The organism is Microbacterium sp. LWS13-1.2 (assembly GCF_040144835.1).
Classification (GTDB): domain Bacteria; phylum Actinomycetota; class Actinomycetes; order Actinomycetales; family Microbacteriaceae; genus Microbacterium.
In genome coordinates this window covers 1798476-1813256 of record NZ_CP151632.1, presented here as the reverse complement: position 1 = coordinate 1813256, position 14781 = coordinate 1798476, and the positions used below count along the sequence as shown (strand labels likewise).

Annotated in this window: 12 protein-coding genes; 7 read left to right on the top strand and 5 right to left on the bottom strand. The window is 71.3% G+C overall.

Going from position 1 to position 14781, the window contains the following annotated elements:
• Nucleotides 1-196: 196 nt before the first annotated feature.
• On the top strand, nt 197-775 hold the full coding sequence (locus tag MRBLWS13_RS08670; RefSeq protein ID WP_349428631.1) for a hypothetical protein: 579 nt from the start codon (nt 197-199) through the stop codon (nt 773-775).
• Nucleotides 776-821: 46 nt separating this feature from the next.
• Here MRBLWS13_RS08670 and MRBLWS13_RS08665 read toward each other — a convergent pair whose 3' ends face one another.
• A complete protein-coding gene (locus MRBLWS13_RS08665; protein WP_349428630.1) occupies nt 822-2900 on the bottom strand; it encodes an NAD(+) synthase in 2079 nt (692 codons plus the stop codon).
• Between the two features lie 156 nt (nt 2901-3056).
• Between MRBLWS13_RS08665 and MRBLWS13_RS08660 the strand changes: the two genes are divergently transcribed.
• The 4 genes from MRBLWS13_RS08660 to MRBLWS13_RS08645 all read left to right on the top strand — a co-directional run bounded on the left by MRBLWS13_RS08660 (nt 3057) and on the right by MRBLWS13_RS08645 (nt 9386).
• Entirely contained in the window at nt 3057-6848 is a 3792-nt protein-coding gene (locus MRBLWS13_RS08660; RefSeq protein WP_349428629.1) for an AAA domain-containing protein, read from the top strand.
• 91 nt (nt 6849-6939) lie between these two features.
• Nucleotides 6940-7260, top strand: a complete 321-nt coding sequence (locus tag MRBLWS13_RS08655; protein ID WP_308869475.1) for a DUF3467 domain-containing protein — start codon at nt 6940-6942, stop codon at nt 7258-7260.
• 270 nt (nt 7261-7530) lie between these two features.
• Nucleotides 7531-8094, top strand: coding sequence for a hypothetical protein (locus MRBLWS13_RS08650; protein ID WP_349428628.1), 564 nt, complete (start codon nt 7531-7533; stop codon nt 8092-8094).
• Nucleotides 8091-9386: a type III PLP-dependent enzyme gene (locus MRBLWS13_RS08645; RefSeq protein ID WP_349428627.1), complete on the top strand. Its 1296-nt coding sequence runs from the start codon at nt 8091-8093 to the stop codon at nt 9384-9386. Before MRBLWS13_RS08650 ends, MRBLWS13_RS08645 begins: the two co-directional genes overlap by 4 nt.
• Before the next feature lie 17 nt (nt 9387-9403).
• On the opposite strand, the gene upp is transcribed toward MRBLWS13_RS08645, so the two are convergent.
• Nucleotides 9404-10036, bottom strand: a complete 633-nt coding sequence (gene upp, locus MRBLWS13_RS08640; RefSeq protein ID WP_349428626.1) for a uracil phosphoribosyltransferase — start codon at nt 10034-10036, stop codon at nt 9404-9406.
• 99 nt (nt 10037-10135) lie between these two features.
• On the opposite strand from upp, the gene MRBLWS13_RS08635 reads away from it, so the two are divergent.
• Together MRBLWS13_RS08635 and MRBLWS13_RS08630 are read left to right on the top strand one after the other, a co-directional pair.
• Nucleotides 10136-10567, top strand: coding sequence for a nucleoside deaminase (locus tag MRBLWS13_RS08635; protein WP_349429027.1), 432 nt, complete (start codon nt 10136-10138; stop codon nt 10565-10567).
• 108 nt (nt 10568-10675) lie between these two features.
• Nucleotides 10676-11386 (top strand): DUF2306 domain-containing protein, encoded by a 711-nt coding sequence (locus MRBLWS13_RS08630; protein WP_349428625.1) that lies wholly within the window; start codon nt 10676-10678, stop codon nt 11384-11386.
• A 166-nt stretch (nt 11387-11552) separates the two neighbouring features.
• Here MRBLWS13_RS08630 and MRBLWS13_RS08625 read toward each other — a convergent pair whose 3' ends face one another.
• The 3 genes from MRBLWS13_RS08625 to MRBLWS13_RS08615 form a co-directional block, all read right to left on the bottom strand.
• Nucleotides 11553-12476: an LLM class F420-dependent oxidoreductase gene (locus MRBLWS13_RS08625; RefSeq protein ID WP_349429026.1), complete on the bottom strand. Its 924-nt coding sequence runs from the start codon at nt 12474-12476 to the stop codon at nt 11553-11555.
• Between the two features lie 90 nt (nt 12477-12566).
• The gene (locus MRBLWS13_RS08620; protein WP_349428624.1) at nt 12567-13538 is read right to left on the bottom strand and encodes a cation diffusion facilitator family transporter; all 972 of its coding nucleotides are present in this window, start codon (nt 13536-13538) and stop codon (nt 12567-12569) included.
• Between the two features lie 60 nt (nt 13539-13598).
• The gene (locus tag MRBLWS13_RS08615) at nt 13599-14711 is read right to left on the bottom strand and encodes an alpha/beta fold hydrolase (protein WP_349428623.1); all 1113 of its coding nucleotides are present in this window, start codon (nt 14709-14711) and stop codon (nt 13599-13601) included.
• Nucleotides 14712-14781 lie beyond the last annotated feature (70 nt).

Genomic DNA, 14781 nt, shown 5'->3' with positions numbered 1-14781 from the left:
GGGACCGTTGTCGACCACCACCGTGCGCCGGGCCATGGCCTCATCCTTTCCGCCGGCCGCCGGGATCGACAGGGGCTTGACGGCTGTTCGGAGCTTTTCGCACGGAGAGCAGCGCTGGGCGCGTGGCGATCTTCCTCGTCGCGCGCGACGGGGACAGGATGGAGGTGCGGACGGTCCGCGGAGAATGAGGTGGATCATGCAATCGGTGCTTCTCGAGACTCCGGCGGGTATCACGGCTCGGCTCGGCTGGGATCCGAAGCTGCCCGACCACGACCGCAAGCGCCTTCTCGCCAAGGAGATCGTCGCCGCCCGGCTCGGGGTCGATCCGAAGGACGTGCGCGTCGAGCGCGAAGCGCCCCGCACGTTCGGGTTCCACACCCAGCTGTTCGCCGAGATTGGCGGGGCGGAGCTGCCGCTGAAGATCCGCAACGTCAACTTCCGCGCCGCCACGGTCGTCGCCGTCACCGACCCCGAGGTGTCGCTGGGGCTGGACCTGCGCGACGCGCATCCGGACGACGCCGAGATGCACCTGATGAAGCGCCACTCCCACCTGCTCGACGAGAACGACATGGGCAAGCTGATCGCGCACTGGACACGTGTGCAGGCCGTGAGGGATGCCGACGGCCGCGGCGCGCGCGTCGCCGCCGACCACGTGCGGCTCGACAGCCCGCTGACGAAGGGCTGGATCCCCGACCGGAAGGTCTTCTACCGGCTGGCGGATCTCTCGCGCGACAGCTGGATCATCACGCTCGCCTACGCGCAGCCACCCGCCTGAGCGCACGACGGCGGATCGCGCTGTCGCGGTCGGAGAGGCCGCGCGGTCAGTCCTCGACGAGCTCGGGGAGAGCCGCCCTGAGCTCCGCGAGCCACACGCGGGCGTTGCCGTCCGACGGTGCACGCCAGTCGCCGCGGGGCGACAGCGAGCCCGCCGGCGACACCTTCGGACCGTTGGGGATCGCGGAGCGCTTGAACTGCGCGAACGCGAAGTAGCGCTGGAGGAACACCTGAAGCCACTTCGCGACCGTGGGCAGGTCGTACGCGTAGCGGTCTTCGTCGGGGAAGCCGGGAGGCCAGGCGCCGGCATCCTTGTCGCTCCACGCGTGCGCGGCGAGGTACGCGATCTTCGACGGCCGGAAGCCGAATCGCAGCACGTGGTACAGCGTGAAGTCGTGCAGCGCGTAGGGGCCGATCCGGTCCTCGGTCGACTGCATCTTGCCGTCCTGGCCCGCGGGGACGAGCTCAGGCGAGATCTCGGTGTCGAGAACCGACTGCAGCACCTCCCGGGCGCGGTCGCTCAGCTCGGTGGAGCCGCCCTCGTCGCCTCGGTGCGAGATCACCCAGCGGATGATGTGCTGGATCAGCGTCTTCGGCACGCCGGTGTTGACGGCGTAGTGGCTCATGTGGTCGCCGACGCCGTACGTCGCCCAGCCGAGCGAGAGCTCCGACAGGTCGGACGTGCCGATGACCATGCCGCCGTGATGGTTCGCGAGGCGGAAGAGGTAGTCGGTGCGCAGGCCTGCCTGCACGTTCTCGAACGTGATGTCGTGCACCGGCTCGCCGTCGGCGAACGGGTGGTCCAGGCGCTCGAGCATCTCGATCGCGAGCGGGCGGATGTCGATGGTCTCGATCGACGCGCCGACCGACTCCGCGAGGGCGATGGCGTTCGACTTGGTGTGGTCGCTCGTCGCGAACCCCGGCATCGTGTAGGCGAGGATGTCGCCGCGCGGGCGGCCCATGAGGTCCATGGCCCGCGCCACCACGAGCAGGGCGTGGGTGGAGTCGAGCCCGCCGCTGACGCCGATCACGGGCTTCGGGCCGCCGATCGCCCGCATGCGCTGGACGAGGCCCGAGACCTGGATGTTGAACGCCTCGTAGCAGTCCTGCGCGAGGCGCGCGGGGTCGTCGGGCACGAACGGGAACCGGTCGAGGGTGCGGCGCAGCCCGACGTCGGTCTGCGGCGGGTCGAGCTGGAAGTGCACGGTGCGGAAGGCGGCATCCGCCTGCGTCGCCCGGCGGTTGTCGTCGAACGTGCCCTGGCGCAGGCGGTCCTGGCGCAGCCGGTCGAGGTCGACGTCGGCCACCGAGCGGCGCGGCCCGTCGGGGAAGCGCTCCGTCTCGACGAGCAGGTTGCCGCCCTCGTAGATCATCGTCTGGCCGTCCCACGAGACGTCGTTCGTCGATTCGCCGCTTCCGGCGGCCGCGTATGCGTAGGCGGCCAGGCAGCGCAGGGACTGCGACTGCACGAGGTCCTTGCGGTCCTCGGCGCGGGCGATGGTGATCGGGCTGCCGCTGAGGTTGAGCAGCACGGTCGCGCCGGCCAGCGCGGCGCTCGACGACGGCGGGATCGGCACCCAGACGTCTTCGCACACCTCGGCGTGCACGATGAGCCCGGGGACGTCGAGTGCCTCGAACAGCAGGTCGGGGCCGAACGGGGCCTCGAGCGCGCCGACGCGGATGTCCTGATCGCCCTGGTCGTCGCCCGGCGCGTACCAGCGCCGCTCGTAGAACTCGCGGTAGGTGGGCAGGTACGACTTCGGCGCGACGCCCAGCAGCTCGCCGCGGTGGATGACGACGGCGCAGTTGTAGAGGCGGTTGCGGTGGCGCAGCGGTGCACCCACGACGAGCACGGGGAGCAGATCCGCGGATGCCTCGACCAGCCGCTCGATCGCGGCGACCACGGCGTCGATCACCGGGTCCTGCATCACCAGGTCGTCGATGGCATAGCCGGTGAGGCAGAGCTCCGGGAAGACCGCGACGGCGACGGCGTCCGCGTCGCACTCGCGTGCTGTCTCGAGGACCGCGTCGGCATTGGCCGCGGGATCGGCGATCGAGACCGGGATCGTGCAGGCCGCGACGCGGGCGAACCCGTGTCGGTACGCGCTCTCGAAGGGCAGGCTCATGCGTTCCAGTCTGGCAGGTGGCCGCCCGATGGCCCGAGAACCAGCGGGGTGGTATGCGGCTCGCCTGTCACGATCGGTGGGGTCGGGCCGCCATTCGCGACAGCGGAGCGGGAGGTGTCGGATGCCGCGGCTAGGGTCGTGTGAGAAGGGCGGGGCATGCGATACATCGAGGACGAAGGCCGGATCGTCTGGAGTGCGAGTGATCTGAAGGCGGCCGCCGAATGCGAGTTCGCCTGGCTGCGCGCGATCGACGCGCGGCTCGGACGCGTCGCGGCGGTCGAAGAGCCCGAAGACCTCACTCTCGAGCGCGCAGCGCGTCTCGGCACCGTGCACGAGCGCCGTGTGCTCGACGAGTACGTCGCGCGGTACGGCGACCGGGTGGCCGTGATCCCCGAGACGAGATCGTCGGATGCCGCGGCCCTGGCCGATGCGGTCGCCCGCACGAACGCGGCGCTGGCCTCTGATGCCGAGGTCGTCTACCAGGCGGCGTTCGCCACCGATTCGTTCGTGGGGTTCGCCGACTTCCTGGTGCGCGACGACGCTGCCGGCAGCGGATCCGGCCGGCCATGGATCGTGCAGGACACGAAGCTCGCGCGGCACGCCCGCGTCACCGCACTGATGCAGCTCGCGGCCTACGTCGACCAGCTCGACCGCCTCGGCGTGCCCCGGTCCGGCCGTGTGCAGCTGCTGCTCGGCGACGGCAGCGTCAGCGAACACGAGGTCGATGACCTTCTCCCCGTCTTCGCACTGCGCCGCGAGCGCCTGGCCGCGTTGATCGCCGACCGGCGCCTCGAGCTCGGAGCGGCGGGGGAGCCGATCGCATGGGGCGACCCGCGCGGCGAGCTCGGCGTCGTCGCCTGCGGACGCTGCGCGACGTGCGACGCCGAGGTCGTGGCATCCCGTGACCTGCTCCTCGTCGCCGGCATGCGGCCGGTGCAGCGCGAACGGCTGCGCGCCGCCGGCATCCACACGATCGAGCAGCTCGCCGGGGCGCCGGCGGGGCCGACGGGGATGAATCCCGACGTGTTCGCCTCGCTGCGCACCCAGGCGCGCCTGCAGCTCGAGAGCCCGGCGGGAACGCCGCCGCTCGTGGCGCCGAAGGCCCACGTCGCGCGGCGCGACGTGACGGTGGTCGAGGCTGTGACGGTGGTCGACGCCGCGACCGTGGGCGACGCCGCGACCACCGCGCACGGCGCCGTGGGCGACGCGGCGACGACCGCGCGCGGCGCGGCGGTCCACGATGCGGTGGCGCAGGTCACGGTCGCGACTCTCCTCGAAGAGCCCGGCGTCCGAGAGGCCCCGCTTCCGGTCGAGGCGCCGCCGATCCCGGTGTTCGAGGTGATGGCGCCGCAGGCGCTGGGCGCGCTGCCGCGTCCCGACCACGGCGACCTCTTCTTCGACTTCGAGGGCGACCCGCTGCACACCGAGCCGCCGATGCCGGGGGAGCCCACCCAGTGGGGAATCGACTACCTGTTCGGCTGGGTCGATACTCGCGAGCAATACACCGCGCTGTGGGCGCACTCCTTCGCCGACGAGAAGCGCGCGCTCGAGACGTTCCTCGACATCGTGAACCTGCGGCGGCAGCAGTTCCCGGGCATGCACATCTACCACTACGCGCCGTACGAGCCGACGCATCTGCTGGCCATGGCCGCACGGCACGGCGTGCGCGAGGCCGACGTCGACCGGCTGCTGCGCGACGGCGTCTTCGTCGACCTCTACCCGATCGTGCGCCGCGCGCTGCGCGTCGGATCGCGGTCGTACTCGATCAAGAAGCTCGAACCGCTCTACATGGGCGACGAGGTGCGCACGAGCGACGTGCAGAAGGGCGACGACTCCATCGTCCGCTACGTCGAGGCCCGTGCGCTGCAGGCCGACGGCGCAGCGGCCGAAGCCGCCCTCCTCTTCGACGACCTCGCCGACTACAACCGCTACGACTGCGTGTCGACGCGGCGCCTGCGCGACTGGCTCGTCGACCGCGCGCGCGAGGCCGCCCTCGTGCCGTCGCCCAACCCCGAGCCGGACGAGCGCGCGTACGAGCCGTCGGCCCGGGCGACCGTGCTCGACGCACTCGCGCGGGAGCACGCCGAGGACTCCGTCGCGGGCCGCACGCTGCGCCTGGCCGCGGCCGCGATCGACTACTACCCGCGCGAGGCGAAGTCGTTCTGGGCGACGCACTTCCTGCGTCTGCGCGAGCCGGTGTCGTTGTGGGACGAGACCCGCGATGTGGTCGCGATCGACCCCGCGCGCAGTCGCGTGCGCGAGGACTGGCATTTCCTCGAGAGCGGCCGGGGCGGGGAGCGGCGCGTCGTCGAGCTGCGCGGCGACCTTGCACCGGGCACCCGCCTCAGCGAGGGGACGAACCCGTTCGCCCTGTACGAGCTGCCCGCGCCGTACCCGTTCGACGCCTCGCCGCGGTGGATCCACTCCTACCGTTCGGTCACCGTCCTCGAGGTCCTCGAGGACGGTGCCGTGATCGAGGAGACGGCGGTCGACGGCGTGACCTGGAACGAGCTGCCTCTCGCGCTCACACCTCAGGCGCCGCCCGCGGCGGGCAACCAGCAGGCCGCCATAGACGCGTGGGCGGATGCCGTCATCGACGCCGCGCCCGAGCTCCCGGCCGATCCTGCGACCGACATCCTGTGCCGCCGCCCGCCGCGCATGCTGCAGCCGCTGCTCGGAGCCGGGGTCGCACCGCGACCAGAGGGGAGCGCGCTCCCCGTCGCGGGCGAGGACGCCGTCGACGCGATCGCCCGCGCGGTGCGCGCGCTCGACCGCAGCTACCTCGCCGTGCAGGGCCCTCCCGGGACCGGCAAGACCTACGTCGGATCCCACGTCATCGCACGGCTCGTGCGGGACCACGGCTACAAGGTCGGCGTCGTCGCGCAGGGGCACGCGACGATCGAGCACCTGCTCGAGCGCGTGATCGCTGCCGGCGTTCTGGCCGCACAGGTGGGCAAGGCCCCGAAGGATCCGGCTGCCGCGCACGGCTTCACCGTGCTGCCGAAGAACGGCGTCGCCGCGTTCACGGCCGAGCACGAGGCATCGGGGTTCGTCATCGGCGGCACCGCGTGGGACTTCAGTCACGAGGGCCGTGTGCCGCGCGGCAGTCTCGACCTGCTCGTCGTCGACGAGGCCGGGCAGTTCTCGCTCGCGTCGACGATCGCCGTGTCGCTCGCGGCGCCGCGACTGCTGCTGCTGGGCGACCCGCAGCAGCTGCCTCAGGTGAGTCAGGGCACCCACCCCGCACCCGTCGACACGTCGGCGCTCGGGTGGGTCATGGACGGCGCCGACGTCATCCCGACCGAGTACGGCTACTTCCTGGCAGAGACCCGGCGCATGCGACCGGAGGTCGCCGCGCCGGTCTCGACGCTGTCGTACCGTGGCGAGCTGGCGGCGCACCCGTCGACGGCGCTGCGCCGGATCGACGGCATCCGTCCCGGGCTGGTGCCGATCCCACTGCGCCATCACGGCAACGCGACGCAGTCCCTCGAAGAGGCCGCCGAGGTCGCCCGGCTGGTGACGGATCTCATCGGGCGGGAGTGGACGGATGCCGCCACCGACGACAGCGACGGCACATCGGCGAGGCTGGCGCCGCGACCGCTGGAACAGGGCGATCTCATCGTCGTCACCCCCTACAACGCCCAACAGGTGGCCGTCGAGGCGGCCCTCGCCGCCGCGGGGTTCCCCGACGTGCCTGTCGGCACGGTGGACAAGTTCCAGGGCAAGGAGGCGGCTGTCGCCATCGTCTCCCTCGCGGCGTCGAGCGGCCGCGACGCGCCGCGCGGGCTCGAGTTCCTGCTGCTGCGCAACCGCCTGAACGTCGCGATCTCGCGGGCGATGCACACCGCGTTCCTGGTGTACTCGCCCGGGCTCCTGGATGACCTGCCGTACACCCCGGAGGGGGTGGCCAGGCTCAGCGGGTTCGCCCGGCTGGTCGGTCGCGGCTGAGCGCCGCGTAGACTCGCGCACACGTCGCACACGACAGCCCGAGACTCTCACGCGGGCGACCGCGCGAGACGCCGCCCGAACAGGAGCCCGCATGGCCGACGACGCATCGCAGCAGTTCGAGATCGACCTCCCGCCCGAGCTCATCGGCGGCGCGTACGCCGACTTCGCCAACGTCTGGCATACGCCGACGGTGTTCGTGATGGACTTCCTCACCCTCGCACAGCCCCCGCGCGAGCAGGTGGACGCCGAGACCGGCCAGCGCCACACCGTCGTGCCGGCACGCGTGGTGAGCCGCATCCGCATCCCGCCGGACCAGGTGTTCGAGCTGGCGAAGGCCCTCACCCAGCAGCTGGAGTTCTGGGAGCGCGAGACCGGACGCCGCAATCCGCAGGACCCGCCGCTGGGAGACTGAGGTCCGAGTCCGAGTCCGAGTCCGAGTCCGAGTCAGAACCCGGGTTAGCGGCGGTCTCGGGCGCGAGTAGTCCGCCGCGCGCGGCATGTCAACCCCTTTGGGGTCTGAATCCGACCCCACGTAGCCTTGCCAGGCGCCAGAAGGCGTGCAGGCGCGACATCCGTTCGGCGAGGGGCGGGTGTCGCGCCGTCTCCACGTGCGGCGCCCTCGCGACCGCCCGGCCCGTATCATCGCCGACGCTTCCTCCTCTGTCAGACGGAGGGGGACGCCATGACCACGATCGACCGGCCGGCCGCGACGGCGGCGATCGCACCCGCGCGCACGGCGACCGATCCGGCAACGGCAGCCGGCGCGCCGCAGCCCCGTCACGGGCTCCTGTTCTGGATCGTCCGCTACCTGCCCGCCGAGATCACCGGCACGGCGGTGATGGCGATCGCGGGCCTGCTCGCCACGCAGTGGACCGATGCGGCCCCGGTCATCGCCCTGGCCGCCCTTCTGGGCGAGATCGCCGGCTTCTATGCGGTGCTCGCGGCCACGATCTACCTCGAGCTCGTGCCGGTCACCGGGACGCGCCGCAAGGCCCTCGGCAAGACCGGCGTGCTCCTGATCGCCGAGTTCGGCGCGGCCGAGGTGCTCGACACCCTGCTCGTGCGACCGGCGGCACTCCTGCTGGGCGTCTGGCTCTTCCCCGATCCGCTGTGGGGCATGCTGGCCGGCAAGGTCGCCGCCGACATCGTCTTCTATGCGGTCGCCGCGGGCGCGTTCACCGTCACCGCCCGCACCGGACTGCGCGACGGGGGCCGGAATCGGCGCACGGAAGGGACGGCGACATGAACCTCGACGCGCTGCGCCGGGAGCCGCGGACGGCTCCCGCCTTCGCCGACCGGCGGCGCGCGGAGGCATCCGCCGTGATGTCGTCGGTGGCGGCGCGGGCCGCCATCGCCCTGCACGGGACCCCGCTGCTGCTGCTGGATCCGCAGCGCGTCCGCACGCAGTATCGCCGACTTCGCGCCGCGCTCCCGTTCGTCGGCTTCCACTACGCGGTCAAGGCGCTCGCGCATGACGCAGTGCTCGACGTGCTCGACGACGCGGGCTGCGGATTCGACATCGCCACCGGCGAGGAGCTCGCGATGCTCACGCGCCGCGGCATCGACGCCTCGCGGATGATCCACACGCATCCGATCAAGAAGCCCGCCGAGATCGCCTGCGCCCTGGCCGCGGGGGTGCGCACGTTCGTGGTCGACAACGAGGTCGAGATCGGCAAGTTCCGGGGCGCGCCGGCGGACACACGGCTGCTCGTGCGGCTGGCGTACCGCAGCCCGCATGCCAAGAGCGACCTGTCCAGCAAGTTCGGCGTCGGACCGTTCGAGGCCGCCCATCTCGTCGAGAGCGCCCTCGCCGCCGGGGTCACGGTCGCCGGCTTCACCTATCACGTCGGCAGCCAGCTCGACGATCCCGCTCGGTTCGCGTCCGCCGCTGCCGACACGATCGAGCTCATGGGCATCCTGGAGCGGCGCTGCAACGTGCAGTTCGACACGCTCGACATCGGCGGTGGGTTCCCGGCCTCGTACGACTCCGAGTCGGCAGCGATCGACGACATCGCGGCGCAGCTGCGACCGGTGCTCGCCCCGTACGCACGCCGACTCGACATCATCGCGGAGCCCGGCCGCGTGATGGTCGCCGATGCGATGACCCTCGTGACGAGCGTCGTCGGCATCGCCGAGCGCGGCGACGGGCGGTGGTACTACCTGGACGACGGCGTGTACGGGTCGTACTCGAACGTGCTGACGGAGGACGTGCATCCGCTGGTGTTCGCCGCACGCGATCTCACGGCGACCGACCCCTGGAGCGGCCGGCTCTCCGCCGGCGCGAGCGCCGGTGACCACCGCTGGGCGACGCTGGCCGGACCCACCTGCGACTCTTCGGACGTCATCGCACGAGAGGTCCTGCTGCCCGAGCTCCGCCTCGGTGATCTGCTCGTGAGCCCCACCATGGGGGCGTACACCACCGTGACGGCGACGCGCTTCAACGGCCGCCCCTTCACTCCGGTGGCCGTGATGGGCAGGGGTGCGCCGAGAGTCGAGGCCGGCGAGACCGCCGACCTCCGCCGCGTGCCGATCGTCTGACGCGACGGACTCGCGGCTCAGACCGTGCCGTACAGCCGATCGCCGGCGTCGCCGAGTCCGGGCACGATGTAGCCCTTCTCGTTGAGGCGCTCGTCGAGCGCGCCGAGCACGAGGGTGACGTCGCGTCCTTCGACCTGCTTCTCGATGGCGGCGACGCCCTCGGGAGCCCCGAGGATGCAGATCGCCGTCACGTCCTGCGCGCCGCGCTGGAACAGGAACTCGATCGCGGCGCCGAGCGAGCCGCCGGTCGCCAGCATGGGATCGAGCACGAAGCACTGGCGGTCGCTCAGGTCGTCGGGCAGTCGCTCGGCGTAGGTCGACGGCTCGAGGGTCTCGTGGTCCCGGACCATGCCGAGGAAGCCCACCTCGGCGGTCGGGATGAGCTTGACCATGCCCTCGAGCATGCCGAGGCCGGCGCGCAGGATGGGCACGACGAGGGGTCGCGGCTCGTCGATGCGGACGCCGGTCGTCGTGGTGACGGGCGTCTGGATCTCGATGGGCGCCACGCGGACGTTACGCGTCGCCTCGTACGCGAGGAGGGTGACGAGCTCCTCGGTGAGCTGACGGAACACGGGGGACGAGGTGCGCTGGTCGCGCAGCACCGTGAGCTTGTGGGTGATGAGCGGGTGGTCGGCGACGTGCAGGCGCATAGAGACAGGTTAGTGCGTCGCCGCCCTCGAACCCGGGGCCGGTTCGATGCGGACGGCTACGCTCGTGCTGTGCAGCCCGCTTCCGCCGACCTCGCAGCGATGGATCGCGCGCTCGCGCTCGCCGCCGCGGCAGGCGAAGCGGGTGACGTGCCCGTCGGCGCGGTGGTGACGGATGCCGAGGGCAGAGTGATCGCCGAGGGCCGCAATCTCCGCGAGCTCGACCACGATCCGACCGCGCACGCCGAGGTGGTGGCGCTGCGCGCGGCGGCTGCGGCGCGCGGCTCGTGGAACCTCGAGGGCTGCACGCTCGTGGTCACCCTGGAGCCCTGCGTGATGTGCGCGGGCGCCGTGCTGCAGTCGCGCATCTCGCGACTGGTCTTCGGCGCGTGGGACGCGAAAGCCGGCGCCGCGGGCTCGGTGTACGACGTCGTCCGCGACCGGCGTCTGCCGTATCGTGCCGAGGTCGTCGCCGGGGTGCGCGAGGATGCGGCATCCGCTCTCCTGCGGGCCTTCTTCGACGTGCGCCGCTGAGTCGTCCTCGGGACCCTTCCGCGCATCCGAGAACCGGGGGTCAGCCGCCGCCGTTCGGGGGGACAGCACCCTGCTACGGCTCTCCCGCCCGGGCCTAGCGTGACGCACGTGACCCGCCTCATCGAACCCGTCCGCACCGGTACCGCCATCGCGCGGCCGGGCGGCATCCGTTCCCGGATCGGCTGGACGTTCGTCCTGCTGACAGCGATCGCGATCGTCGCCTATGGCGCTGTGCCGTACTTCACCGCCTCGCTCGAGGCGCTCGCCGAGAGCCCCGGGCTCGCCGCGGACTACGTCGGGAAGCCGCCGCTCATCCAGGCGGCGCTCTACGTGCACATCGCCGGCGGCGCGACGGCGCTCGCACTGGGGGCGCTGCAGTTCTGGCGCGGTCTGCGTGCCCGTGCGCCACGCGTGCACCGGTGGATCGGGCGCGTCTACCTCGTCGGCGTCGCCGTCGGCAGTCTCGGCGGTCTCGTGATCGCCCCGACGAGCAGCGCCGGCTTCGTCGGGTTCTTCGGCTTCACCACGCTGGCCGTGCTGTGGCTCGTCACCGGGTGGCGGGCGTACCGCGCGATCCGGCGCGGCGATGTGCCCACTCACCGGGCGTGGATGATCCGCAACTACGCCCTGACGTACTCTGCCGTGACGCTGCGGATCTGGCTGCCGCTGCTGGTGTTCGCCCCGCTGCTGTTCGGGCAGACGCCCGACTTCGAGAACGCCTACGCCGCAGTGCCGTTCATCGCCTGGCTTCCGAATCTCCTCGTCGCGGAGTGGCTCATCCGCCGCCGTGGGCTGCCGTCGTACCGCCTGCCCGTCTGAGGCTGCGAAGTGCCCCGCCCGGGCCGCCGGCATCCGTCTCCGATCCCATCTCGTTCACTTGCGCTATACGTACGTGAAATGGCGGTTCGCGTGTACGAACAGCGCAAGTGAACCGATTCAGCACGGCGGCGGAGCGCGCGTGACGTCGTTGGTGAGGCGCAGAGGGTCAGCGGGGCAGATCGGGCAGCATCTCGCCCAGATACTCGACGTGCGAGACGTCCTGCAGATCCAGCAGCTGGAAGTACACACGCTCGATGCCGAACGACCGGTAGAACGCGATGCGCTCGCCGATCTCGGCGGCGTCGCCCACGATGTTCGTGCCGTCCCGCACGTCGGCGACCGTCTTTCCGATCCGCCCGGCGCGGCGGGCGACCTCGGCATCGTCGCGCCCGCCGAAGGTCGACATCGCGATCGAGAGCCGCACGGTCGCAGGGTCGCGGCCGATCCGGTCGCAGGCGGCGCGCAGGTTGTCGATGCGCTCCTGGATCTGGTGGTCTTCCGGGAAGCCGATGTTGTACTCGCGTGCGAAGCGGGCGACGAGGTCGGGGGTGCGCCGCGGACCGCCGCCGCCGATGATCACGGGGACGGACTGCTGCAGCGGTTTCGGCAGGCCGGGCGCCTCGACCAGCTCGTAGTTCGTTCCGCTGAAGCTGTAGGTCTCGCCGTCGCGCGTGGCCCACAGGCCGGTCACGATCTCGAGCTGCTCCTCGAGGAGGTCGAACCGCTTGGCCGGGAACGGGATGCCGTAGGCCCGGTGCTCGCGCTCGAACCACCCGGCTCCGAGTCCGAGCTCGACGCGTCCGCCCGACATCGCGTCGACCTGGGCGACCTGGATCGCCAGTGAGCCGGGGTGACGGAAAGTGACGGGGGAGACCAGGGTGCCGATGCGGATCCGGGACGTCTCGCGGGACAGCCCCGCCAGCGTCGTCCAGGCGTCGGTCGGTCCCGGCAGGCCGTCGCCCATCCCGCTCAGGTAGTGGTCCGACCGGAAGTATCCGGTGAAGCCGAGGCGCTCGGCGGTCTGGGCGTAGGCGAGCTCGTCGTCGTAGGTGGCACCGAGGTGGGGCTCGGTGAAGATGCAGTATTCGATGATCGTTCCCTGTGTGTGTCTCGCGGTCGCACGTCAGGTCGACGCGGTCCGACGACCTCTGGGGGCTGAGGCTGAAGGAGCGCCGGAGACTCAGTCGGCCGACTTGATGACGAACTCGGATGTCGGCGGCGCGGGGTCCTCGCCGGGGCGATAGATGTCGGGCTCCACGTAGATCACCCGCGCCGCGGGCACGGCGGCGCGCACACGCACCTCGACGCGGTCGATGTCGGCGGCGACGTGCGCGAGCGGCGCGTCGGCGGCGAACCCGATCTTCGCGGCGACGAGGAGCTCGTCGGGGCCGAGGTAGAGCGTCTTGAGGTGGATGAGCTTCTCGACCTCGGGTCCGGCGGTGATGGCGGCGACGATGCGCTGGTGATCCGCCTCCGTGGCGCCCTCGCCGACGAGCAGGCTCTTCGTCTCGATGCCGAGGACGATCGCGATCACGATGAGCAGCGTGCCGATCATGAGCGTGCCGAGGGCGTCGAAGACCGGGTTGCCGGTGATCACGGTGAGGCCGACGCCGAAGAGCGCGAACACCAGGCCGATGAGCGCGCCGACGTCTTCGAGCAGGACGACGGGGAGCTCCGGCGCCTTCGCGTGGCGGACGAACGACACCCACGACTGACCGCGGCCGCGCACGTGGTTGCTCTCGCGGACGGCGGTGCGCAGCGAGAACGACTCGAGGCCGATCGCGACGACCAGCACGACGATGGGCAGCCACCACCACTGCTCGTCCAGCCCGTGCGGGTGGGTGAGCTTCTCGACGCCCTCGTAGATCGCGAACAGACCGCCGACCGAGAACAGGATGATCGACACGACGAACGCGTAGACGTATCGCTCGCGTCCGTAGCCGAAGGGGTGATCGCGGTCGGCCATCTTCTTGGCCTTGCGCCCGCCGAGCATCAGCAGCAGCTGGTTGCCCGAGTCGGCGACCGAGTGGATCGCCTCGGCGAGCATCGAGGCGGAGCCCGAAAGGAACCAGGCGATGAACTTCGCCAGGGCGATGCCCATGTTCGCCAGGAACGCCGCGAGGATCGCCTTGCCGCCGCCGGAAGCACTCATGCCGACGAGTCTACGGATGCCGGGCCCGCGGCTCGCGCGCCGGACGCGCATCCGGCGCGGTCAGTCGGACGAGCGCAGGATGATGGCCTCGGTCGGGGGCGCGGGATCGTGACGGTGTCCGACGTAGCCGATGATCTCGAGCAGTGCGTGACGGAACTCCGCCAGCTGCTCGAGGTGGGGCGTGTGGCCGACGCCCTCGAGATTTCGCTCGGTCACCTGGCCGCCGGCATCCGCGTACCGCGTGAGCACGTCGCGCGTCTGCGAGACCATCGGCTGCGGCGGAGCGACCTCGTCGCCGGGCCAGTCCGGCACGATGCCGAGCTTGCCGAGGTTGTTGTAGTCGTAGAGCGAGGCGTCCGAGATGATCGGGTCGAGCACGCCGTGGATCCACAGGATCGCCGGCTTCACAGGCATGTCGACGATGGCCGACACATCGAAATGCCCCGGCGTCATCGTGTTGACCACGCCGATACCGCCCGCGGCGAAGCCCGGCCAGCTGGGGCTCGTCACGGAATCGCCCGGGTAGTTGCCTGTGGCGGTCGACGTCGTGAGCATCGAATCGACCCACACGTCCTCATGTGGGCTCTCGTACCCCGCCGCGACGAAGCCGGATCGGAAGACGCTGCGCGGCGAGGTCGCTGCGTCGTCCGTCGTGTCGTGGTCGATCAGGCGCTGCACGAAGTCGGGGTTCACCGTCCCTCCACCGCAGCCCGCGTCGTCGTCGGTGAGACGCGTCCCATCGCGACGGGTTCCTCCGAAGCCGTATGGCGAGATCGGAGCTTCCAGGGTGAGGCTCAGCACGGGGTGCTCGAGCGCGTACTGCATGATGACGCCGGCGCCCATGGACCAGCCGACGAGATGGGCGGTGGGGATGCCGAGCGCACTCAGCGTCGCGGCCACATCGTCGCTGAAGTCGCGCACCCCGCGCGTCGCGTCGATCGGCGCGTGCTCGGTGCCGCCGAACCCCCGCAGGTCGATCGCGATCACCCGCAGGTCGGTGGGGAGATTGAGCATCAGCTCCTGCCAGAACAGTGCCGACGAGAGGTTGCCGTGGATCAGCACCACGGTGCGCTCCGGCGGCGTGGCGGGATCGTCGCCCTCGCGCTCGAGCACGTTGACGGTGAGTCCGGGCGTCTCCACGCTGCGCGCGGTGATGCCGTCGAAGAGCGTCATGTCGGAAGCCTCCCACGTCGTGCGGGGGCTCCTGCGTCCCCGCACTTCCGAGGATAGACCGGCCCGAGAC

Excerpts from the sequence above, each read along its gene's own strand:
- MRBLWS13_RS08670 (WP_349428631.1), top strand. The coding sequence starts at position 197 with ATGCAATCGGTGCTTCTCGAGACTCCGGCGGGTATCACGGCTCGGCTC.
- MRBLWS13_RS08665 (WP_349428630.1), bottom strand. The coding sequence starts at position 2,900 with ATGAGCCTGCCCTTCGAGAGCGCGTACCGACACGGGTTCGCCCGCGTC.
- MRBLWS13_RS08660 (WP_349428629.1), top strand. The coding sequence starts at position 3,057 with ATGCGATACATCGAGGACGAAGGCCGGATCGTCTGGAGTGCGAGTGAT.
- MRBLWS13_RS08655 (WP_308869475.1), top strand. The coding sequence starts at position 6,940 with ATGGCCGACGACGCATCGCAGCAGTTCGAGATCGACCTCCCGCCCGAG.
- MRBLWS13_RS08650 (WP_349428628.1), top strand. The coding sequence starts at position 7,531 with ATGACCACGATCGACCGGCCGGCCGCGACGGCGGCGATCGCACCCGCG.
- MRBLWS13_RS08645 (WP_349428627.1), top strand. The coding sequence starts at position 8,091 with ATGAACCTCGACGCGCTGCGCCGGGAGCCGCGGACGGCTCCCGCCTTC.
- upp (WP_349428626.1), bottom strand. The coding sequence starts at position 10,036 with ATGCGCCTGCACGTCGCCGACCACCCGCTCATCACCCACAAGCTCACG.
- MRBLWS13_RS08635 (WP_349429027.1), top strand. The coding sequence starts at position 10,136 with ATGGATCGCGCGCTCGCGCTCGCCGCCGCGGCAGGCGAAGCGGGTGAC.
- MRBLWS13_RS08620 (WP_349428624.1), bottom strand. The coding sequence starts at position 13,538 with ATGAGTGCTTCCGGCGGCGGCAAGGCGATCCTCGCGGCGTTCCTGGCG.
- MRBLWS13_RS08615 (WP_349428623.1), bottom strand. The coding sequence starts at position 14,711 with ATGACGCTCTTCGACGGCATCACCGCGCGCAGCGTGGAGACGCCCGGA.